The following is a 20,191-nucleotide window of genomic DNA, read 5'->3' as shown; positions in this document are numbered from 1 at the left end:
CAGCGCAACATCGAACGTATCGTTGTGAAACTGGTCAGTAGTTGGAACACGTTGCAACACTTGACGTTTCGAACCATCGCGCGCAAAACTTCGCCGCAACGCCGGGCATCGCTGTCGCCGCCCGAAGATTCACGTCACCGTCGTCCGTTGTCGGACCCCGCCAAGGAGCTGAAGCGCTATGGATTCGCCCGCGCTAGTGCCTGTTCGACCGCTTGAGCAGATCCCGCTGGTCACCGCTCGTTTGCACGAATTACTGCTGACCAACGGGGCTTTCGACGACATCTACCGCCACATCCTCGCCGCGCCTGGCAAGCGGGTTCGGGCACGTCTTGTCCTCGCAACCGCGGGGCTCCTCCGTGCGGAAACCGACCCTGCGCCGGTAGCGACCTCGTTCGGCGACGCGATCGACCTTGCCTGCGCGATGGAGATGTTTCACGAGTCATCGCTGGTGCACGACGACATCTGTGACGGGTCACTGTTGCGACGTGGCGCGGCGTCGGTGGCCGCCGAGTTCGGAGTGCGGACCTCGGCGCGGCTCGGCTTTCACATGGCCGGGGTCGCGTTGGAATCGGTCGCGCGGGTGATCGACGCCAATCCCGTCGTCTTCGCTGGCATCGGCACGGCCCCGGGCGTCACGTACGCGGATCGCTTGTCGGACTTGTCGTTTGGCCAGCTCATCGAGACGTTGCCGCCGTCGGTTGACGTCGATGTCGACGCGCTGCGTCGCCACTACGAACTCGTCGCTGGCGCGAAAACCGGCACCCTGTTTCGACTTTCGTGTTCCTACGGCGGCACTGCTGGCGGCGTGAATCCCGAACGCCTGCAAGCGCTGATGGAGTACGCCGACCAGCTCGGGCTGGCGTTCCAAATCATGGACGACGTCCGCGATATCGAAGGCGGTGTCGAGCTCGGCAAGGACGCCGGCGGCGATCTTGAGCGGCGCGTTCCGACGTGGCCCGTCATCGAATGGCTCGCGAATCGTCCTGGCGCACACGAACTTTGGCTGTCTGACGAAACAACAAGCGAGTTCCTACAAGCCGACCTAATCGAAAGCGGCGCGACCAAACTCGCGCGCGAAGCCGCCGTCGCGGCAACCGACACCGCGAGCCGCGCCCTTGAGGTTTTCGGCCCGTCGCCCGCGCGTGACGACCTACGCGCCCTGCTACACGAGGTGATTTCCCGATGAACACGCCACGGGTGGCACTGCTCGCGCGCGGTATGCGCCAGCTGCGCCGCCGCGCCGACCTCGCGGCGTTGCGCGCCGCACGCACGCCTACCGAACTCGCTGACCGCGCGCTCATTCCCGCTGGTCGCAACCTCGCAATCGCGATCGGTTTCCTCGCAGCGCCGCTGCGCGCCGAAGCCACCGCCGCGCTGCTCGCCTCACGTGTGCTCGACGCCTACGAAGACCTTTCGCCCCGCGCGACCGCCGCCGATGACGTGCGCGCCGCCGTCGCCTACCTCACCGGTGCGACCGACACCGTCCCGCCCACACTGCCGGAGCTGCCCGGCGACGTGCGCGACAGCGAAGCCGTCGACCGACTGCTCGCCGAACGCATCGCCGATGTGGCCGCGCTGCTCGACGCGCTCTCGCCGGAAGCGCGCGAACGCGTGAACAGCGTGCTCGTCGACATGGGCGCGGTGATGGCACACAACATCGAATCGCCGCTCACCCGCGTCGCCTATAGCGAAGGTGTGCTCGGTCGCGTGACGCACTACGCGTGCTCGCTCGTGGCAACCGACGCGCTCGCCGAAACTGACCTGCGCGACCTCACCGCGTGCGTCGCGGTGATCGCCCAGTCGGCCAACGACCTGCGCGACGGCGAATACGAGATCTACGGCGTCGCCGACCGCACCGAACTGACCCGCATGGTGATGTTGCGCCTGCTCAGCCCCGCACTCGGCGCGTTCGCGCTGCTCGACCGTATGGGCCCTGGCACGCCGAGCGTCGGCGCGCGGGCGGCGATGGCGTACATGACCATCACGACGTCGGCGTTCCTGTGCGCCGCCGTTAACGCGCCGCCCGCCTACAAGCGCCCGCTCGCGGCGGCGACGTTGGCGGCGTGCTCGGCGAAGTACTGGACCAAGATGCTCGACCGGCTGCGCGCCACCGCCGACACGGCCATTCACACGATGCTCGACACGTCGCCCGACTTCGCCGAAGGCGCCGATCAGACGATGGTCTTGAGCTCGAATCACCCGTCGCGACGCGCCCAGCCCGCCATCGTCCCGCTCATCGTCGACACCACGTTCGCGCTGGTCGAGACGCTGCCGGAAGGCCCACTCACCGGCGAACTCGGCGACGCCGACATCCGCACGATGATGATCGCCGACCACCTGGCCTTCGGTGCGATGGAACGCGTTCCTTCGCATCAACCCGAAGCGATGTTCGCCCTTGCCGCACGGCTCAAGAACGCCGCGCTACCCGCCCCAACTAGTCAAGGAGCTCGACAATGAGCACCCGAACGCCCGACATAGCCGAGCGGCCGCCGTTCGCGCGCCGAGTTTTCAAGCTGGAGCACGGGTCCAACATCGGACCGCTGATTCATATCGCGTTGTGGATCTCAATGACCGCGGTCGGGCTTTTCGTCCCGTTCGCGAGCAACTGGTTCGTCGCGATTCCGCTGATCATCGTGCTGTCGCTGCTGAACCTTTCGCTGACGATCGGCGTGATGCACATGCACACGCACCGCCCGCTGTTCGTGGCGAAGTTCCCCAACCGCGTCGTCGACGTGCTGTGCTGCCTGCCCGGCAACCTCACCGCGGCCGAGATGCGTGAAGTTCACGTGCTCAATCACCACCGCTTCAACGACGGTCCCGGCGACGTGACCGCGACGACCGGCATGGAGAAGGGCATCGGGGCCATCTGGTACTGGGTCCGCTACGGCATGGTCGTCAAGATTCACACGCTCAAGATGCTGTTCGCCAAGAACGTGGCCGACACCCGCAAGGTGCGTCGCAACCAGTTCCTGTTCGATATGGCGGCCTACGCGGTGATCATCGGTGGCGTCTGGGCGCTCGTCGACTTCAACAAGTTCATCATCTTCTACTGGGTGCCGTTCCTGATCACGCAGGTCAACGCCGGTTACTTCGCCTGGCTCAGCCACGCACCGGCTAAGCAGTTCGAAGATGACGCGTCGACTTCGCTGAACAACGCGGGCAACATTCTCAACTTCCTGATCTTCAACCAGGGCTACCACTCGGTGCATCACCGCTACCCCGGCGTGCACTGGAGTGAGATCCCCGACAAGCTCGACTACATGCGCAAGGTCGAGCCGGGCGTCATCGTTCCTTACTGGATGGTCGCGCAATCCGGTTGGCGCCTGTTCTTCCCGGGCGGCTTCCTCAACGAGAAGTACGGCAACAAGTGGAAGGCCAAGCTCGAAACGCGGCTGGAAGCCGGCACGGTTCGCAACCGCTACCTGCCGTGGTTCGCATGGATCTAGCAACGGTCAACGATGCCAAGGACGTGGTGAAAACCCCGTCCCGGCTCGTTCCCTTCCTCATCTCGTTCGCGATCTACGGCCTCGCTGGCATCACGGTGCCGCTGATGCTGCTGTTCGCTGGCGGCTGGTTCCTTCCGAAGACCATCGACAAGGGTCCGCACCTGTCGACGGTGCCCGCGCTGGTCATCGACCTCGCGCTGCTCGGTCTGTTCGGCTTGCAGCATTCGGGCATGTCGCGCCCGGCGTTCAAGGCATTCATCACGCGATGGGTGCCGCCCGCGCTGGAACGTAGCGTCTACATCCTCGCGGTCTCGGCCGTGATGTGGCTGATCTTTCTCGCTTGGCAGCCCATCCCGGCCGTACTCTGGGATGCCAACGGGGTAGTCGGGACGGCGCTCGACGCGGGTTTCTGGATCGGCTTCGTTTTGGTGTACGCCGCGACGCTGCTGCTCAACCATTTCCATCTGCTCGGCATCAGCCAGGCTTATCGCCAGTATGTGATCCGCGTCCCAGACGCGACGTCCGATCGCCTTCAGGTGGCAGGCCCGTACCGGTTGGTGCGCCATCCGCTGATGACCGGTTTGCTCGTATCGTTTTGGTGCGCAAGCACTTTCACGGTCGGGCATCTGGTGTGGGCGCTTGGTCTCACCGGCTACATCCTGCTTGGCACCTACTTCGAAGAGCGTGATCTGATCGCTCGCTTCGGCGCTTCCTATCGCGCCTACGCGGCCGAGGTTCCCGCCTTCTTCCCGTCGGTGCGTAGCATTTTCGGGCGAACGACTCAGTAGCCGTAAGGCGGGCCGTCTGACGCGGTCGTAGCGTTGAACGCGTCAGACGTGCCACGGCTGAGTCTGGAGAGGAAAGATGTGAACGGTCACCCTGTTCGAGAGCGTACGAGACCCGACTTGATAGAGACGAGCCAGGTTGGGATCGGGCATGCCTATGCCAAGGCCATCCTGCTGGGTGAACATACCGTCGTCCACGGCACGCCCGCCATCGCTTTTCCGCTGCCCGCGCTGCCGGTGCGTGCGGTCGCGCGTCGAGGCACCTCCGGTTACGTCCCAGACGGGCACCTGCGCTTCGTCGCGGGGCAAACCGACACTGGGACTCGGTCGGGGCCACACGTGGCCGTTGACGCGGCATTGAGCCGCTGGGGCGTGGCCGCTGGACCCGTCGAGGTCACCGTGGAGTGCGAGATCCCGCTCGCGCGCGGGCTCGGCTCGTCGGCCGCATGCGCTGGCGCTGCCGTGCGCGCGGTCGCCGACCTGTTCGACCATGAGCTCGACCTGGCCGCGCTGTATGAGTTCGTGCAGTGCGGGGAACAGGTGGCTCACGGTCGCGCGAGTGGCATCGACGCCAGCGCGGTGCTCGCTGCCGGACCGATTTGGTTCGAAAGTGGTAGCTCACGTCCGCTCGCGGTGGGGCTCGATGCTTCGATCGTGATCGCCGACACCGGTGCGGCCGGGTCGACCGCGCACGCCGTCGCTGGCGTGCGGGCCAAGCTGGCCGCCGACCAGCTTGCCGCGAACCGACTGCTGTGTGAAGCCGCCGACCTCATCGCGGCGGGCGCGCACGAACTTGCCGGTTCAACCGCAGGTCACGCGGTCGCGCTTGGCAAGACCATGGTCGCCTTCCAGGAGTTGCTCGCCGAGCTTGGAGTCAGCACACCCGGCATAGATACCCTGGTCAGTGCGGCCCTTGACGCGGGCGCGCTCGGCGCCAAACTCACCGGCGCGGGACTTGGTGGTTGCGTAATCGCGCTCACCTGGCCCGCCGAAGCAGACGCTGTGAGCGCGGCGTTGCGTCACGCCGGGGCCGTGCGCACCTGGACTGTCTCAACCGACAGCCTGCGCGCCGCACCACCGTCCCTATCCGACACTCGACCTGAACGCGACCGAAAGTTATGAGCTCAGACACCGACGTAACCGCGACAACCGCGGTCGCCTACCCCAACATCGCGCTGGTCAAGTACTGGGGCAAGCGTGACGAGGAGTTCTTCCTTCCGGTCACATCGAGCCTGTCGCTGACGCTCGACATCTTCCCGACGACCACGACGGTCACCGTGATTGATGGCCCTGACGATGTCGTTGAGTTCAACGGTGAGGTCGCATCGGGCACGCCGCTCGCGCGCATCACCCGCTTCCTTGATCTTGTTCGCGCGAAGACCGGGCGCACTGAGCGGGCGCATGTCGTCACGTCGAACGCCGGGCCCACCGGCGCTGGGCTCGCGTCGTCGGCGTCGGGGTTCGCCGCGTTGGCAACGTCGGCTGCCGCCGCGTTCTCGCTCGATGCTGATCAGCGCGCGCTTTCGCGGCTCGCGCGGCGTGGGTCGGGGTCGGCTTCGCGGTCGATTTTCGGTGGATTCGTTGTGTGGAACGCTGGCGATGGACTGGGTGAAGCGGCCGATCTTGGTTCGTATGCCGAGCCGATCGACGGCGGTTCGCTCGACCCCGCGCTCGTCGTTGGTGTCGTGAACAACCAGGCTAAGGCCGTGTCGAGCACGGTCGCGATGCGCCAGACCGTCGCGACTTCGCCGTTTTACCTGCCGTGGGCCGAATCGTCGAAGGTCGACCTCGCCGAGATGCGCGCGGCGATCGCTGCCAGCGACCTCGCCGCCGTCGGGGAAATCGCCGAACGCAACGCCCTCGGCATGCACGCCACGATGCTCACCGCCCGCCCCGGCATCCGCTACCTTTCGCCGCAGTCGCTGGCGATCCTCGACGCCGTGCAAGGCCTGCGCGCCGACGGAGTTGTCGCCTACGCGACCATCGACGCTGGCCCGAACGTGAAGGTGCTGTGCTCGCGCGCCGACGCGCCCGTTGTCGCGAAAACCATTGAGGCACTTGGCGATTTCGTGAGCACGCAGACCGCGTTTAGTGGTCAAGGTGCGTACCTGCTGCGGGATGGGGCCTCATGAGTGTGAGTTGTCGCGCCCCCGGAAAACTGTTTTTGGTGGGGGAGTACGCGGTTGTTGAGCCGGGTCACGCGGCGGTGTTGATCGCGGTTGACCGGTTCGCGACGGCCTCGGTTTCGGCGTCGGCCACCACCGTTTTGCGGTCGGACCTTGACGGCGGAATCGCGCTCGAGCTTGCGCGGGTCGCCCCTTCGGCGCGGCCGACGCACGCTCACGCGGCTTCGCCGGCCGAGCTCGCGACGAACTCGGCGGGTGCCAGCTCGGCTTCGACGCGGCCGACGCATGCTCACGCGGCTTCACCGGCCGAGCTCGCGACGGGCTCGGCGGCTAGCTCGGCCGCCGCGCGCGTTGCTGAGCTGGCGAGTGGAGTTGGCATCACGGGCGACCGTGGGTGGCTTGTCCCAGCGTCGGGCGTCGTTCCGGCCGCCTTCTCCTACGTTTTCGCCGCCGTCACCGTCGTCGACCGGCTTGTCGCCGAGCGCGGGCTGCCCGCGCGAGACTTCACGCTCGACGTGCGCGCCGAACTCGGCGACGCCGACGGCCGCAAGTTTGGGCTCGGGTCGAGTGCCGCTGTCACCGTCGCCACGGTCGACGCGCTCGCCGAGTTCTACGACCTCGCGCTCAGCCGCGAAGACGTCTACCGACTCGCGATGGCCGCCACCATCGCCGTGAACCCCAGCGCATCCGGCGGTGACATCGCCGCCGCCACCTTCGGCGGCTGGCTTGCCTACCGTTCGCCCGACCGCGCCCAGGTCGCCGGCCTGCTTACCCGCGGCGTCGAAGCCGCACTCCGAGCGCCGTGGCCGGGTCTGCTGATCCGCCCGCTGCCGACGCCAACCACTTTCGACGTACGCATCGGCTGGACCGGCGCACCCGCGTCGACCCCCGACCTCGTGCGCGCCCAGCGCAAAGCGCCGCGACCGACCACGTTCCTCGCCGACAGCGACGCGCTCGTCGAACGATTCATCGCGGCCGTCGAAGCCGACGACTACGCGCTGGCGAGTCGTGAAATGCGCAGTGCGCGAGCACTTCTCACGCAACTCGACCAGTCTGCCAACCTCGGCATTATGACCGACGGACTGCGCGCGCTGTGCGACGAAGCCCACGCGCTCGGTCTCGCGGCCAAGTCGTCTGGGGCTGGCGGCGGTGATTGCGGTGTCGCACTGAGTGATTCGGCTGACCACATCGCCGAATTGCACGCCCGCTGGCGTGCGGTTGGTATCGAGCCGCTGCCTGTCGCGGTGTACGCGCCCGCCGAGTTCGCAACCGAGGAGGTGTGCGCATCATGATCGGTGACCGCAAAGACGACCACGTCCGGCACGCTGTCCGCCATCAGGAAACCCGTTCGGCGACAAGCGATTTCGACGACATCAATTTCGTGCACCACGCCCTCGCGGGCATCGACGCCGCCGATATTTCGACCGAGGTCGCCTTCGCGGGCAGCACCTGGTCAACTCCGCTGTATGTGAACGCGATGACCGGCGGATCGATGAAAACCGGCGAGATCAACCGTCAGCTCGCCATCGCCGCTAACGAGACCGGCGTGCCCATCGCGTCCGGTTCGATGAGCGCGTACTTCCGTGACCGCGATGTCGCCGACACGTATCGCGTACTGCGGCAAGAGAATCCGAACGGATTCGTGCTCGCCAACGTGAACGCGACGGCGTCGGTCGAACAGGTCAAGCACGCTGTCGATCTGCTCGAAGCCAACGCGCTGCAAATCCACCTCAACGCCGTCCAAGAAGTGGTGATGCCCGAGGGCGACCGCTCCTTCGGCGCGTGGCCCGCCCAGATTGAGGCGATTGTCGCGGCGAGCGAAGTGCCCGTCGTCGTCAAGGAAGTTGGCTTCGGGCTCAGTCGCGAGACGATCCTGTGGCTGCGTGACGTCGGCGTTTCCGTCGCCGACGTGGGCGGACGCGGCGGCACCAACTTCGCCCGCATCGAAAACGATCGACGCCCCGGCGGCGACTTCTCCTTCATCGAAGGCTGGGGCCAGTCAACGCCCGCGTGCCTGCTCGACGCCGCTGGTATCGACGGGATCGACGTTTCGGCGTCGGGCGGCATTCGCTCCCCGCTCGACATGGCCCGCGCACTTGCGTTGGGCGCCAAGGCAACTGGCGTCGCTGGCCCGTTCCTCGAAACGCTGGTCAACGGCGACACCGCCGCGTTGATCACCCAAATCAGCACCTGGCTGGCCCAGTTGCGCACCATCATGACCGTGCTCGGCGCGCGCACCCCCGCGGACCTGACAAGTACGGATCTGCTCATCACCGGCGCGGTGTCGAGCTTCTGCCACAGCAGGGGCATCGACACCACGCCTTACGCAAGCCGGACAGCCCATCGGAGAAGGAGTCACCCCCATGAATGACACGTCGTACGCAGCGGTTCCGCTGCAATGGGTGGGTCCGGCCCGGGTCAGCGGCAACGTCGTCACCGACGAGCTGGTCGACTTCCCCCTCGCCACCTACGAAACGCCGCTGTGGCCTTCGGTTGGGCGTGGCGCGCGCATCTCGACGCTCACCGAAAAGGGCATCGTCGCCACGCTCATCGACGAGCGCATGACGCGGTCGATCCTGCTTGAAGCCGACGACGCCTACACCGCGTTCACCACCATCCAGGGCCTCCAAGCGCGGATGGCTGAACTGCAGGAAGTGGTCGCGGGCAGCAGCCGGTTCGCCAAGCTCATCGAGATCAACCACCAGATCGCGGGCAACCTGCTCTTCGTCCGGTTCGAATTCACCACCGGCGACGCGTCCGGCCACAACATGGCAACCCTCGCCAGCGACCACCTGATGGACCACATCCTCGCGACAACGCCGGGTGTGAAGTACGGCTCGATCTCGGGCAACTTCTGCACCGACAAGAAGGCAACCGCCGTCAACGGCATCCTCGGTCGCGGCAAGAACGTGATCACCGAACTGCTCATCCCGCGTGAAGTGGTCGAGGCCCGGCTGCACACCACCGCCGCCAAGGTGGTCCAGCTCAACATCCGCAAGAACCTCATCGGCACCCTGCTCGCAGGCGGAATCCGTTCCGCCAACGCGCATTACGCCAACATGCTGCTTGCCTACTACCTGGCGACCGGCCAGGACGCGGCCAACATCGTCGAAGGTTCGCAAGGCGTCACCCACGCCGAAGACCGCGACGGCGACCTGTACTTCTCCTGCACGCTGCCCAACCTCATCGTCGGCACCGTCGGCAACGGCAAGCACGCCACCTTCGTTGAAGACGTGCTCACCCGCCTCGGCTGCCGCGAAGAGCGCGAGCCGGGCGCGAACGCCCGCCGCCTCGCCGTGATCGGTGCCGCATCGGTGCTGTGCGGCGAACTGTCGCTGATGGCGGCCCAGACCAATCGGGGCGAGCTCATGCGCGCCCATACCCAATTCGAACGGTCCACCTCGAGCAACGGAACCCCCGCATGAGTACTTCCGCATCGGTCGGTATTAGCGACCTGTCGTTCGCAACCACCCATTACGCACTCGACCACGCGGTCCTCGCTGAGCGTCTCGGCGTTGATCGCGACAAGTTCTACATCGGCATCGGCCAGGAACGCATGAGCGTCGCGGCCGCCGACGAGGACATCGTCACGATCGCGGCGGCGGCGGCCAAGCCGATCATCGACCGCCACGGCGTCGACGGCATTCGCACCGTGCTCTTCGCGACCGAAACCGGTGTTGACCAGTCGAAAGCCGCCGCGCTGTACCTGCATTCGCTGATTGGGCTGCCCAACGCCGCGCGCGTTGTCGAGCTCAAGCAGGCGTGCTACGGCGGTACCGCTGGCCTGCAGTTTGCGGCTGGGCTCATCGCGCGCGACCCGTCGCACAAGGTGCTCGTGATCGCCGCCGACATCGCCAAGTACGAAATCGACACCCCCGGGGAACCGACCCAGGGCGCTGCCGCCGTCGCGATGCTGGTCACCGCTGACCCGAGCATCATCGCGCTCGACCCGCAGTCGGGCCTGTATTCGGCCGACATCATGGACTTCTGGCGACCCAACTACCGCACCGAAGCCATCGTCGACGGCAAGACCTCGGTGAACGCCTACCAGAAGGCCGCCGAGGAAGCGTGGAACGATTACCGCCGCCAAGGTGGCCGTGACCTGGGCGACTTCGCCGCGTTCTGCTACCACCAGCCCTTCACCAAGATGGCGTACAAGGCGCACAAGCACCTGCTCGAAAGCCAGGGCCGCACCGCTGAACCCGAGGCCATCGAAGCCGCGATCGGCAAGACAACCACCTACAACCGCACCGTCGGCAACAGCTACACCGCGTCGCTGTACCTCGGCTTGCTCGCGCTGCTTGACCAGGCCGAAGACCTCACCGACAAAGTGCTCGCCTTCGTGAGCTACGGCTCCGGTGCTGTCGCTGAATTCTTCAGTGGCACAGTGGTTTCCGGTTACACTGAGCACTTACGTACCGAAGCAAACCGCGCCGCTATCGATTCGCGCGAACTGCTCGATTACGACCACTACCGCCAGCTGCATGAGGCCCAAGCGCCCGTCGATGGCAAGTACCACGCAACCGTTTCCGAGACTTCGCGCCCGTACCGTCTCGCTGCCATCTCAGGGCATAAACGCATTTACGAATCCGTGTAGAGGATCCCATGAGTAACGAAGCTGCTGCGATCGGCACCGCCGATCGCAGGCCCGTCCATGCCCTTATCGTGGGAGCTGGCCTATCTGGGCTTGGTGCCGCGATTCGGTTGAAGCAGCACGGTTTTGACGATTTCGTCGTCGTCGAACGTGGCTCCGACGTCGGTGGCACCTGGCGTGTCAACTCCTACCCCGGCGCTGGCTGTGACGTGCCGTCGCAGCTGTACTCGTACTCCTTCGCCCTCAATCCTGAGTGGTCGCACTCGTTTTCCCCGCAGCCCGAAATCTACGCGTACTTGCGAAAAGTGGCTGACGACAATGGGATTCGCGATCGACTCTTGTTTGACAGCGCGATGACCGGCGCGCGGTGGAACACCGAAACATCGCGCTGGGACGTCGACACCGCCAACGGCAACTTCAGCGCCCAGTTCCTGATTTCCGGTGCTGGCGTGCTCGCTGAGCCGAGTTTGCCTGATATCAAAGGCATTTCGACGTTTGAGGGCAAGATCTTCCACTCGTCGCGCTGGGATCATTCGGCTGAGTTGGCAGGCAAGCGCGTCGCGGTGATCGGCACCGGTTCGTCGTCGGTGCAGATCGTGCCGTCGATCGCACCCGAGGTCGAGCGCCTTGACGTGTATCAGCGCACCGCGACCTGGGTGATGCCGCATTTGGGTCGCCGCTACACCGGGCTCGAACGCGTGCTGTTCAAGCGTGTTCCCGGTTTTCAACGATTCGTGCGTGGCCTGATTTATGCGAACCGCGAAATCTTCGTCGTCTTCCAGGTGAAGTACCCGAAACTCGCTGTGCTGCTGGAAATCGTTGGTCGCGTGAAGATGTTCCTGGAAATCCGCGATCCGGAAAAGCGACGCAAAGTCGTGCCAACGCACCGACTTGGCTGCAAGCGCATGCTTGTCTCGAATAAGTTCTACCGTGCGCTCGATCGCAAGAACGTCGACCTAGTGACGGACGGAATCAGCGAAATTCGCGCGAATTCGATTGTCACCGAAGACGGTACCGAGCGTGAAGTCGATGCCATCGTGCTTGCGACCGGCTTCCACGTCGCCGATTCGCCGACCTTCAACCTCTACACCGGTGCCGACGGGCGAACGATGGCCGAGTGCGCTGAGGAGGAAGGGCCCAAGGTGTATAAGGGCACGACCGCGACGAATTTCCCCAACCTGTTCATGATGCTCGGCGCGAATTCCGGCCTGAATTACACGTCGCTGATTTACATCATCGAATCGCAGCTCAATTACGTGCTTTCCGCGTTGACCCGCATGCGCGAGCTCAACCTCGGCACCTTCGAGGTGAAGCTCGCCGCGCTTGACGACTACAACGCGGTCATCAAGAAGAACATGGCGACAACGGTGTGGGCCACCGGTGGGTGCCAGAGCTGGTTCCTCGACAAGGCTGGCAACAATTCGGCACTATGGCCCGATTTCAGTTTCCGGTTCCGCAACCAGACGCGCGAATTCGACCTCACCGCGTACGAAACCACCCCGGCGGTCGCACGGTGACGCGCCACGTACGGGTCGCGATTATGGGTGCCGGATTCTCCGGCCTCGGCGTCGCCATTCGACTCGATAAGCAAGGTGTTGACGATTTCGTAGTCTTCGAGAAGGCAAGCGATGTTGGCGGGACGTGGCAGGCGAACACCTATCCTGGTGCCCGCTGTGACGTGCCGTCGCAGCTGTACTCGTATTCGTTCGCGCTGAATCCCCGTTGGACGCACTCGTTTTCGACGCAACCCGAAATTCAGCAATACATTCGCGATGTGGTCGACGAGTTCGGTATTCGCGACCGCGTTGTGTTGAATTGTGAGGTGCTCGGCGCACGCTGGAACGCCGACGCCGCGCACTGGAAGATCACAACGACCCAGGGCGAGTTCACCGCCGACTTCGCCGTCTCGGCAGCCGGACCATTGAGCGCGCCGAATCTGCCTGATATCAAGGGCATTTCGTCGTTCGAAGGTGCGGTTTTCCACTCGGCACGCTGGGATCATTCGGCCGAGTTGGCAGGCAAGCGCGTCGCGGTGGTTGGTACCGGCGCTTCGGCGATTCAGATCATCCCCGGCATCGCCGACACCGTTGGCCAGTTGACCGTGTTCCAGCGCACCGCGCCGTGGGTGCTGCCGCGCGTTGGGCACAAGTACACCGCCGTGGAACGCTTTGCCTACCAACGGATTCCGGGGTGGCAGCGCCTCGTTCGCACCGCGATTTACTGGTTGCGCGAGAGTTTCGTGATTTGGCAGGCGAAGATTCCGCTGCTCGCCGCGTTCGTTGGGTTGGTCGCGCGGGGCAAGATTTTCTTGGAGATTCGCGACAAGGAGCTGCGGGCGAAAGTCACGCCGAAGTACCGGCTTGGCTGCAAGCGCATGCTGATTTCGAACGACTATTACGGGGCGTTGTCGCGCCCGAACGTCGACGTGGTCACTGACGGGATTCACGAGATTCGCGCGAATTCGATTGTGACAGAAGATGGTTCGGAGCTTCCTGTCGACGCGATCGTGTTCGCCACCGGGTTCCGCATCGAGGATTCGCCGACGTACGACCTGATCACCGGCCGCGACGGTCGCACGGTCGCCGAGGTTTTCGAAGCCGAAGGCATCAGCGCTTACCGGGGCACCGCCCTCGCGAACTTCCCGAACGTCTTCGTGATGATGGGCCCGAACACGGCACTGGCATACACGTCGGCGATCTTCACGATCGAGTCGCAGATCAACTACATCGCCGACGCGATCGCCCAGCTCACCGAACGCGGTTTGCGCACAGTCGAGGTGCGCGGCGACGTCCAGCATTCCTATGACGTCGCGCTGCAACGCAAGTACGAGGGCACGGTCTGGACAACGGGCGGTTGCGACAGCTGGTTCAAGGACTCAACAGGCAAGATCCACACTCTGTGGCCCGACTTCAGCTTCCGCTTTTACCGCACGTTGAAGCACTTCGACCTGGACGCATACGAGACGACGTAACCCGTCGCCGGGCCGATCACCGGATGCCGCTCAGCCCGCGAGCGGGACGATATGTACCAGGTCGTCCGCGATCTCGGCCCGGCTCACGTCTGCGGCATACCGCGCCTGCATATTGATCCAGAACATGTCGCTGAGCCCGAGGGCGCGGGCGAGGCGCAATCCGGTCTCGGCGGTGATCGCTCGTCGCCCCCGGATGATCGCATTGACGCGGGGAAGCGGCAGACCAGCGGCGCGCGCCAACGCGTACTGGCTGATTCCCAGCGGCTCAAGAAACTCGGTAAGCAGGATCTCGCCGGGGTGGGTGGGTGCGAAATCGGTCATGGTGTCCTCCTCCGTGTCAGTGATAGTCGACTAGTTCTAGCTCGTGGGCACCGCTATCCCAGCGGAAGCACAACCGCCATTGGTCGTTCACTCGAATGCTGTGCTGGCCTCGTCGGTTCCCGCTCAATTTCTCTAGTCGGTTGCCTGGAGGGATCCTCAGGTCGTTGATATCGTCCGCGGCGTCAATGAGCTGCATCTTGATGCGCGCTTGTTTGGCGACCTGCGGACTGAATCGCTTTACGTACGTCAAGTTCCAGACGGATTGGGTGTCACCGTCCTTGAATGAGCGGATCACCAACCTATGGTATCGCAGCGCAACACTGTTGTACCGCGACATCATTGCGATGGCGATCAAGGTCGCCGCGAGCAGGCGATTGACGCGCTACCGAGACCAGTACTTACTTGCTGCCTCACACTTTCGGTCCGTATATTCCAACGGGAATATACGGGCTGGAATAGGTGGAGGTAGTGATGCGGGAACGTGGCGGGGTCGCGCTGACGCCGCTGTCGATCGCGGTGCTTGCCCTGCTCGACGAGCGGCCAATGCATCCCTACGAGATGTATCAACTGCTGCTTGCCAGGCGCGATGATCTCCTCCTCAAGGTGCGGCCCGGGTCGCTTTATCACGCCGTTGCCAAGCTCGCCGACGCCGCGCTGATCGAACCGGAAGGCACCGACCGGGCGGGGAATCGACCCGAACGCACCACCTATCGCATCCTTGATGCGGGGCGAGAGTTGTTGCAGCAGCGCGTAACTGAGCTGCTCAGTGTGCCCGTGCAAGAGTTTCCGATCTTCCGGCTCGCGCTTTCCGAAGCGCACAGCCTGCCCAAAGACGATGTCGTCGCCGCCGTGCGCACCCGCATCGATTACCTCAATCAAGACCTAGCCGACCTCGACACGCTCATGGAGTGGGCACGCACCCGCGACGTGCCGAGGCGGTATTGGATGGTCGCCGAATACATGCACGCCACCGTCACCGCTGAAGAGCGGTGGCTCACCCACCTGTGCGCCGACCTCGAATCCGGGGCGCTCGAATGGGAGACCTTCGACCCGGTCACCGGCACGCGACAGCCCGACACCCACCAGGTGTGGCGGCCAAGCGAAACGGCCGACCTCATGCCGGTGCCCCGCTGGGCCACCCGGACGTCTTGACGAAAAGGACGAAAACGATGACCTCCCAACGCAATCCGTGGCTAGCGCTCTTCGCGCTAGTAGTCGGGTTCTTCATGATCCTGCTCGACATGACGATCGTGGCCGTCGCCAACCCGGCGATCATGACCGAACTGCACGCCGACATTTCCAGCGTCATCTGGGTGACCAGCGCCTACCTGCTCACCTACGCGGTGCCGCTGCTGGTCACCGGGCGACTCGGCGACCGGTTCGGCCCGAAGAACATGTACCTGATCGGGCTGGCGCTCTTCACCGCGGCTTCGCTGTGGTGCGGTCTGTCGGGCACGATCGGGATGCTGATCGCGGCGCGCGCGGTGCAGGGTCTCGGTGCCGCGCTGATGACCCCGCAGACGATGGCCGTGATCACCCGCACCTTCCCGCCAGACCGGCGCGGTGCGGCGATGGGGCTGTGGGGCGGCGTCGCCGGACTCGCGACGCTCGTCGGCCCGATCCTCGGCGGCGTGCTCGTCGACAACCTGGGCTGGGAGTGGATCTTCATCGTCAACGTGCCGTTCGGCATCATCGCGTTCGGGCTCGCGGTGTGGCTGGTGCCCGCGCTGCCGACCACCTCGCACAAGTTCGACCTGGTCGGCGTGCTGCTCAGCGGCATCGGCATGACCGCGCTCGTGTTCGGCATCCAGGAAGGCAACACCCAGGATTGGTCGCCGCGCATTTGGTTGTTGATCGCGTTCGGCGTCGCGATGCTGATCGTTTTCGTGATCAACCAGGCCCGCAACAAGGGTGAACCGCTCGTTCCGCTTTCGCTGTTCAAAGACCGCAACTTCGCCCTGTCGAACCTGGCGATCGCCGTGATGGGTGCCGCTGTCACCGCGTTGATGGTGCCGTCGTACTTCTATCTGCAGGCGGTGCGGGAAATGTCGCCGACGATTTCGGCCCTCGTTTTCGCGCCGATGGCGATCATCACCGGCGTCACCGCCCCGTTCATCGGCAGGATTTCCGACAAACTGCCGCCGCGTTTGCTGCCGACCATCGGCTTCGCCCTGTTCGCAGGTTCGGTTTTCGCGTTCGGCGCACTGATGACCCCGGGCTCGAACATCGTCTGGTTCCTCGTCGCCGCGGGTGTCGCTGGCTTGGCGAACGCGTGTATTTGGGCGCCACTGGCCGCCGTCGCGACACACAACCTGCCAGTCGCGCAGGCGGGCGCGGGCGCTGGCATTTACAACACGATGCGCCAGGTTGGCGCGGTCCTCGGCAGCGCCGCGATCAGCGCCTTGATCTCGGCCCGCATGGCGGCCAACCACCTGCCCGACATCCCGGTTGCCGAGGGCGGCGGCGGCTCACTCCCGCCGCACATCGTCGACGAATTCAGCACGTCATTGGCCCAGTCGATGCTGCTGCCCGCAGGCGTTTTGATCGTGGGCGTAGTGGCATCATCGTTGTTCGTGAGCCACCAGCGGGCGGGAACAAAGAAACCCGAATTGGCCGACACCGCAGCCTAATTGGGCTGCGGCATGTCGAAGATGCGGCCGGGTCGAGCACGAACATCGCAATCGCCTCGACCCGGTTGTCGAGCGACGGCGTACTCGGCTTTCTTCTCGCCGTGGAGTCGCGCAGGCATAACGGCGCGCCGGAGTCGGCGGCGCGCGCACCCATCGGTATCCTGCGCGGAATGACAGCACGTTCTCTTAGTCGATTCGTGTCTGGCCTCTTCCTGGCAGCCGCGATTCCGCTGGTTACCCCCGTCCATTCCGCTACCGCCGCACCCTGTTCCGATGTGGAAGTCGTTTTCGCGCGCGGTACTGCTGAGCCCGGTGGGGAAATCGGGCTCACTGGAACCTCTTTCGTTGAAGCCGTGCGGTGGCAAGCTGCTGGGAAATCGGTTTCCGCCTACGGTGTGAACTATCCCGCGAGCAGCGACTTCACCGACAAGCTCGCCTTCGCGCACACTGTCCTCACCGGCATCAACGACGCGCGTCGTCACATTGAAGCCACCGTCGCCAACTGCCCAGGCACGCGCATCGTGCTCGGCGGGTATTCGCAAGGCGCGGCGGTTGCCGGGTTCGCGACCGACGGCAATCCGCCCGGCATTCCCCCTGAATACGAGCAGTATTTGCCCGCGCCGCTCGCGCCCGAAGCGGTCAATCATGTTGCTGCCGTCGCCCTGTTCGGCAAGCCGTCCGCACGATTCCTCGCCGACGGTGGCGCACCGGAAATCGTCATCGGCGACGACTACCTGGCCAAAACGATCGACCTCTGCATCGCGGGCGACATCGTCTGCGACGGCTCCCCACTCGGCAACCCCAATGCGATCCACACCCTCTACGGCATCAACGGAATGACCATCACCGCAGCGCAATTCGCGGCTCAGCGGTTCTAAACAGCCCGACGCCGCCGGGCCAGAGAGCCCGGCGGCACGGATAGAGACCGACCCGTGATAGCCAAACCCTGTCGTAAGCCTGTCGATGCAACTACGCTTCGTAGTAGATAAATCGGCAGGAGGCTCGCATGACTCACGCGCCACAGACCACCCACGACACCAAAGCCCTGCGCATCACAACGGTGATTTTCGCCGTCGCGCTCGTCGTCCACGGAGCCGACCATCAGCGGCGCGGCATGGACGTGACCTCAACCCTGGTCAACACCCTCGGCACGATCCAGCTCCTCGCCGCACTTCTCGTAATCGTCCTCGTCTTCCGACGCAGCCCGTCGGCCCCACTGGCCGCGACGATCGTCGGATTCGCAAGCGCCGCAGGCTTTCTCGTTGTCCACGTGTTACCCGACTGGTTCGGCCCACTCAGCGACAGCTTCATCAACGCACCAGCCAAGGCCGACGTCACCGCCTACTCGTGGTTCGCCGCGCTGTTCGAAATCGCCGCCGACCTGGCAATCGGCTTCGCTGGCCTGAACGTCATGAGAAGCAAGACCTAAACGCCAAAAGGCCAGCCGCACAAAGCGACTGGCCTTTTGAACGAGAGCGACCTACGAGTAGATCTTGTCGACCTCGCCCGCGTACTGCTTCATCACCACAGCGCGCTTCAGCGACATCTTCGGGGTGAGCTCGCCACCCTCCTGCGTCCAATCGACGGGCAGGATGCGAATCTTCTTGATCGCCTCAGCCTTCGAAACCTTCTTGTTGGTCTCGTCGACAGCGGCCTGCACCTCAGCGACCAGGGCCGCGTTGTCGATCAGCGAATCGATCGCGGTGTCGGCGGCGACACCGTTGCGCTCCTTCCAACCCGGCAGTGCTTCCGGGTCGAGGGTGATGAGCGCGCCGATGAAGGGCTGGCCGTCGCCGACAACCATGACCTGGCTAATCAGCGGGTGCGCGCGCAGCGAGTCCTCAAGCACGGCGGGGGAGACATTCTTGCCGCCCGCGGTGACGAGGATTTCCTTCTTGCGACCGGTGATCGAGACGAAGCCGTCGGCGTCGATGGCACCGAGGTCGCCGGTCTTGAACCAGCCGTCTTCGATGGCCTCGTCGGTGGCCTCAGCGTTGCCCCAGTAGCCGCCGAAAACGACCGAACCCTTGAGCAGCAGCTCGCCATCTTCAGCGATCTTGACCGACTGACCCTGGATCGGGCGACCGACCGAGCCAACGCGGATCTGCTGCGGGGTGTTGACCGTGAAGGCGGCGGTGGTCTCGGTGAGACCGTAGCCTTCGTAAATGGTGACGCCAGCGCCACGGAAGAAGTGGCCGAGGCGGGCACCGAGGGGGCCACCACCGGAAACGGCGGCGAGGCACTGGCCACCGAGCGCGGCGCGCAGCTTGCCGTAAACGAGCTTGTCGAAGACGAAGTGCTTCGCCTTCAGCAGCAGGTCGGGGCCACCCTTGGTCTCCAGCGCGGTGCTGTAGGCGATGGCGGTGTCGGCGGCGGCGTCGAAGATCTTGCCCTTGCCAGCGTCGTGCGCCTTCTGCTTAGCCGAGTTGAAGACCTTCTCGAACACGCGCGGCACCGACAGGATGAAGTCGGGCTTGAAGTCGCCGAACTGCTCGACCAGCGTTGACCAGTCGTTGGTGTGGCGGATGGTGACCTTCGAGTCGAAGGCGATAAGCGCGACCGCGCGTGCGAACACGTGCGCGAGCGGGAGGAAGAGCAGCGTGCGCTGGCCTTCGGAAACGAACGCCGACAGCTCGATACCACCCGAACGCGACTCCGCGTAAAGGTTGGCGTGGGTGAGCTGAACGCCCTTCGGGCGGCCAGTGGTGCCCGAGGTGTAGATCAGGGTGGCGGGCGAGTTGGCGCCGACCTGTGCGCGACGCTCATCGACAGCCTCGTCGGTGACAGCGGCACCACGCTCGGTGAGCGTGTCGATCGCGCCCTTCTCGATCTGCAGCGTCTCGGCGAGCGCGGGAAGCGCGCCAGCCTCGATCTCGTCGATGGTGGCCTTGTGCTTGTCGTTCTCGACGACGAGCAGCTTGGTCTCGGAATCCTGCAGGATCCACTTCGCCTGCTCAGCGGCCGAGCTGTCGTAGATCGCGACGGTGACGCCACCGGCGGCCCAGATCGCGAAGTCAAGCAGCGTCCACTCGTAACGAGTTGACGCCATGATGGCGACTCGGTCGCCGAGTTCGATGCCGGAGGCGATCAAGCCCTTGGCAACGCCGCGAACGGCCTTTTCGAACTGTGCCGCCGTGACATCGTTCCAGCCGCCGTTGCCGTTCGGGACGTTGAACAACACCACGTTCGGCGTCTCCGCGGCAAAGCGGAAGACGTTGTCGGAATTGTTCGCGTTGTCCGGGATGGTGTAGGAAGCCGGAACTTCGAACTCTCGCATCAGTGCCCTTCCAGTGGGTTTTACTCGCCAGTAATCTACGA

Annotated in this window: 19 protein-coding genes; 16 read left to right on the top strand and 3 right to left on the bottom strand. The window is 64.6% G+C overall.

Annotation, left to right across the window (positions count from 1 at the left end; genetic code table 11):
• Positions 1-178 precede the first annotated feature (178 nt).
• The 12 genes from IEX78_RS09100 to IEX78_RS09045 all read left to right on the top strand — a co-directional run bounded on the left by IEX78_RS09100 (position 179) and on the right by IEX78_RS09045 (position 13,922).
• Positions 179-1,186 (top strand): polyprenyl synthetase family protein, encoded by a 1,008-nt coding sequence (locus tag IEX78_RS09100; protein WP_188828478.1) that lies wholly within the window; start codon positions 179-181, stop codon positions 1,184-1,186.
• Positions 1,183-2,457, top strand: a complete 1,275-nt coding sequence (locus tag IEX78_RS09095; protein WP_188828477.1) for a hypothetical protein — start codon at positions 1,183-1,185, stop codon at positions 2,455-2,457. The genes IEX78_RS09100 and IEX78_RS09095 overlap by 4 nt, the downstream gene beginning before the upstream one ends.
• Positions 2,454-3,446, top strand: a complete 993-nt coding sequence (locus tag IEX78_RS09090) for a fatty acid desaturase (RefSeq protein WP_188828476.1) — start codon at positions 2,454-2,456, stop codon at positions 3,444-3,446. Before IEX78_RS09095 ends, IEX78_RS09090 begins: the two co-directional genes overlap by 4 nt.
• Positions 3,437-4,234: a methyltransferase family protein gene (locus tag IEX78_RS09085; RefSeq protein WP_188828475.1), complete on the top strand. Its 798-nt coding sequence runs from the start codon at positions 3,437-3,439 to the stop codon at positions 4,232-4,234. The genes IEX78_RS09090 and IEX78_RS09085 overlap by 10 nt, the downstream gene beginning before the upstream one ends.
• Positions 4,235-4,351: 117 nt before the next feature.
• Complete coding sequence (mvk, locus tag IEX78_RS09080) at positions 4,352-5,353, top strand: mevalonate kinase (protein WP_229683830.1); 1,002 nt, start codon at positions 4,352-4,354, stop codon at positions 5,351-5,353.
• Complete coding sequence (gene mvaD, locus IEX78_RS09075; protein ID WP_188828473.1) at positions 5,350-6,363, top strand: diphosphomevalonate decarboxylase; 1,014 nt, start codon at positions 5,350-5,352, stop codon at positions 6,361-6,363. The genes mvk and mvaD overlap by 4 nt, the downstream gene beginning before the upstream one ends.
• Positions 6,360-7,649: a phosphomevalonate kinase gene (locus tag IEX78_RS09070; RefSeq protein WP_188828472.1), complete on the top strand. Its 1,290-nt coding sequence runs from the start codon at positions 6,360-6,362 to the stop codon at positions 7,647-7,649. Before mvaD ends, IEX78_RS09070 begins: the two co-directional genes overlap by 4 nt.
• Positions 7,646-8,728: a type 2 isopentenyl-diphosphate Delta-isomerase gene (fni, locus tag IEX78_RS09065; RefSeq protein WP_188829478.1), complete on the top strand. Its 1,083-nt coding sequence runs from the start codon at positions 7,646-7,648 to the stop codon at positions 8,726-8,728. The genes IEX78_RS09070 and fni overlap by 4 nt, the downstream gene beginning before the upstream one ends.
• Complete coding sequence (locus IEX78_RS09060) at positions 8,721-9,782, top strand: hydroxymethylglutaryl-coenzyme A reductase family protein (RefSeq protein ID WP_188828471.1); 1,062 nt, start codon at positions 8,721-8,723, stop codon at positions 9,780-9,782. The genes fni and IEX78_RS09060 overlap by 8 nt, the downstream gene beginning before the upstream one ends.
• A complete protein-coding gene (locus IEX78_RS09055; protein WP_188828470.1) occupies positions 9,779-10,954 on the top strand; it encodes a hydroxymethylglutaryl-CoA synthase in 1,176 nt (391 codons plus the stop codon). Before IEX78_RS09060 ends, IEX78_RS09055 begins: the two co-directional genes overlap by 4 nt.
• An 8-nt stretch (positions 10,955-10,962) precedes the next feature.
• Positions 10,963-12,468 carry a flavin-containing monooxygenase gene (locus IEX78_RS09050; RefSeq protein ID WP_188828469.1) on the top strand — a complete coding sequence of 502 codons (1,506 nt, stop codon included), beginning with the start codon at positions 10,963-10,965 and terminating at the stop codon, positions 12,466-12,468.
• Positions 12,465-13,922 carry a flavin-containing monooxygenase gene (locus IEX78_RS09045; protein WP_373291550.1) on the top strand — a complete coding sequence of 486 codons (1,458 nt, stop codon included), beginning with the start codon at positions 12,465-12,467 and terminating at the stop codon, positions 13,920-13,922. The genes IEX78_RS09050 and IEX78_RS09045 overlap by 4 nt, the downstream gene beginning before the upstream one ends.
• A 30-nt stretch (positions 13,923-13,952) precedes the next feature.
• Here IEX78_RS09045 and IEX78_RS09040 read toward each other — a convergent pair whose 3' ends face one another.
• Both IEX78_RS09040 and IEX78_RS09035 read right to left on the bottom strand, forming a co-directional pair.
• Positions 13,953-14,243: a HigA family addiction module antitoxin gene (locus IEX78_RS09040; RefSeq protein WP_188828467.1), complete on the bottom strand. Its 291-nt coding sequence runs from the start codon at positions 14,241-14,243 to the stop codon at positions 13,953-13,955.
• A gap of 16 nt (positions 14,244-14,259) precedes the next feature.
• Positions 14,260-14,538, bottom strand: a complete 279-nt coding sequence (locus IEX78_RS09035) for a type II toxin-antitoxin system RelE/ParE family toxin (protein ID WP_188828466.1) — start codon at positions 14,536-14,538, stop codon at positions 14,260-14,262.
• A gap of 176 nt (positions 14,539-14,714) precedes the next feature.
• On the opposite strand from IEX78_RS09035, the gene IEX78_RS09030 reads away from it, so the two are divergent.
• The 4 genes from IEX78_RS09030 (at position 14,715) to IEX78_RS09015 (ending at position 18,302) form a co-directional block, all read left to right on the top strand.
• A complete protein-coding gene (locus IEX78_RS09030; RefSeq protein WP_229683976.1) occupies positions 14,715-15,395 on the top strand; it encodes a PadR family transcriptional regulator in 681 nt (226 codons plus the stop codon).
• Between the two features lie 17 nt (positions 15,396-15,412).
• Positions 15,413-16,873 (top strand): DHA2 family efflux MFS transporter permease subunit, encoded by a 1,461-nt coding sequence (locus IEX78_RS09025; protein WP_188828465.1) that lies wholly within the window; start codon positions 15,413-15,415, stop codon positions 16,871-16,873.
• Between the two features lie 170 nt (positions 16,874-17,043).
• Complete coding sequence (locus IEX78_RS09020; protein WP_188828464.1) at positions 17,044-17,751, top strand: cutinase family protein; 708 nt, start codon at positions 17,044-17,046, stop codon at positions 17,749-17,751.
• 128 nt (positions 17,752-17,879) lie between these two features.
• Entirely contained in the window at positions 17,880-18,302 is a 423-nt protein-coding gene (locus IEX78_RS09015) for a hypothetical protein (RefSeq protein ID WP_229683829.1), read from the top strand.
• Positions 18,303-18,353: 51 nt separating this feature from the next.
• On the opposite strand, the gene IEX78_RS09010 is transcribed toward IEX78_RS09015, so the two are convergent.
• On the bottom strand, positions 18,354-20,150 hold the full coding sequence (locus IEX78_RS09010) for an AMP-dependent synthetase/ligase (protein ID WP_188828463.1): 1,797 nt from the start codon (positions 20,148-20,150) through the stop codon (positions 18,354-18,356).
• Positions 20,151-20,191 lie beyond the last annotated feature (41 nt).

This window comes from Nocardia camponoti, from assembly GCF_014646135.1.
In the GTDB taxonomy this organism is placed as follows: Bacteria; Actinomycetota; Actinomycetes; order Mycobacteriales; family Mycobacteriaceae; genus Nocardia; species Nocardia camponoti.
This window is presented reverse-complemented; position numbering and strand designations above follow the sequence as displayed.

What these genes read in the sequence shown, in the direction of transcription:
- IEX78_RS09055 (WP_188828470.1), top strand. Translation starts at nt 9,779, where the DNA reads ATGAGTACTTCCGCATCGGTCGGTATTAGCGACCTGTCGTTCGCAACC.
- IEX78_RS09050 (WP_188828469.1), top strand. Translation starts at nt 10,963, where the DNA reads ATGAGTAACGAAGCTGCTGCGATCGGCACCGCCGATCGCAGGCCCGTC.
- IEX78_RS09015 (WP_229683829.1), top strand. Translation starts at nt 17,880, where the DNA reads ATGACTCACGCGCCACAGACCACCCACGACACCAAAGCCCTGCGCATC.
- IEX78_RS09070 (WP_188828472.1), top strand. Translation starts at nt 6,360, where the DNA reads ATGAGTGTGAGTTGTCGCGCCCCCGGAAAACTGTTTTTGGTGGGGGAG.
- IEX78_RS09060 (WP_188828471.1), top strand. Translation starts at nt 8,721, where the DNA reads ATGAATGACACGTCGTACGCAGCGGTTCCGCTGCAATGGGTGGGTCCG.
- IEX78_RS09095 (WP_188828477.1), top strand. Translation starts at nt 1,183, where the DNA reads ATGAACACGCCACGGGTGGCACTGCTCGCGCGCGGTATGCGCCAGCTG.
- IEX78_RS09090 (WP_188828476.1), top strand. Translation starts at nt 2,454, where the DNA reads ATGAGCACCCGAACGCCCGACATAGCCGAGCGGCCGCCGTTCGCGCGC.
- IEX78_RS09085 (WP_188828475.1), top strand. Translation starts at nt 3,437, where the DNA reads ATGGATCTAGCAACGGTCAACGATGCCAAGGACGTGGTGAAAACCCCG.
- IEX78_RS09025 (WP_188828465.1), top strand. Translation starts at nt 15,413, where the DNA reads ATGACCTCCCAACGCAATCCGTGGCTAGCGCTCTTCGCGCTAGTAGTC.
- IEX78_RS09010 (WP_188828463.1), bottom strand. Translation starts at nt 20,150, where the DNA reads ATGCGAGAGTTCGAAGTTCCGGCTTCCTACACCATCCCGGACAACGCG.
- mvaD (WP_188828473.1), top strand. Translation starts at nt 5,350, where the DNA reads ATGAGCTCAGACACCGACGTAACCGCGACAACCGCGGTCGCCTACCCC.
- IEX78_RS09030 (WP_229683976.1), top strand. Translation starts at nt 14,715, where the DNA reads ATGCGGGAACGTGGCGGGGTCGCGCTGACGCCGCTGTCGATCGCGGTG.
- fni (WP_188829478.1), top strand. Translation starts at nt 7,646, where the DNA reads ATGATCGGTGACCGCAAAGACGACCACGTCCGGCACGCTGTCCGCCAT.
- IEX78_RS09020 (WP_188828464.1), top strand. Translation starts at nt 17,044, where the DNA reads ATGACAGCACGTTCTCTTAGTCGATTCGTGTCTGGCCTCTTCCTGGCA.
- IEX78_RS09040 (WP_188828467.1), bottom strand. Translation starts at nt 14,243, where the DNA reads ATGACCGATTTCGCACCCACCCACCCCGGCGAGATCCTGCTTACCGAG.
- IEX78_RS09100 (WP_188828478.1), top strand. Translation starts at nt 179, where the DNA reads ATGGATTCGCCCGCGCTAGTGCCTGTTCGACCGCTTGAGCAGATCCCG.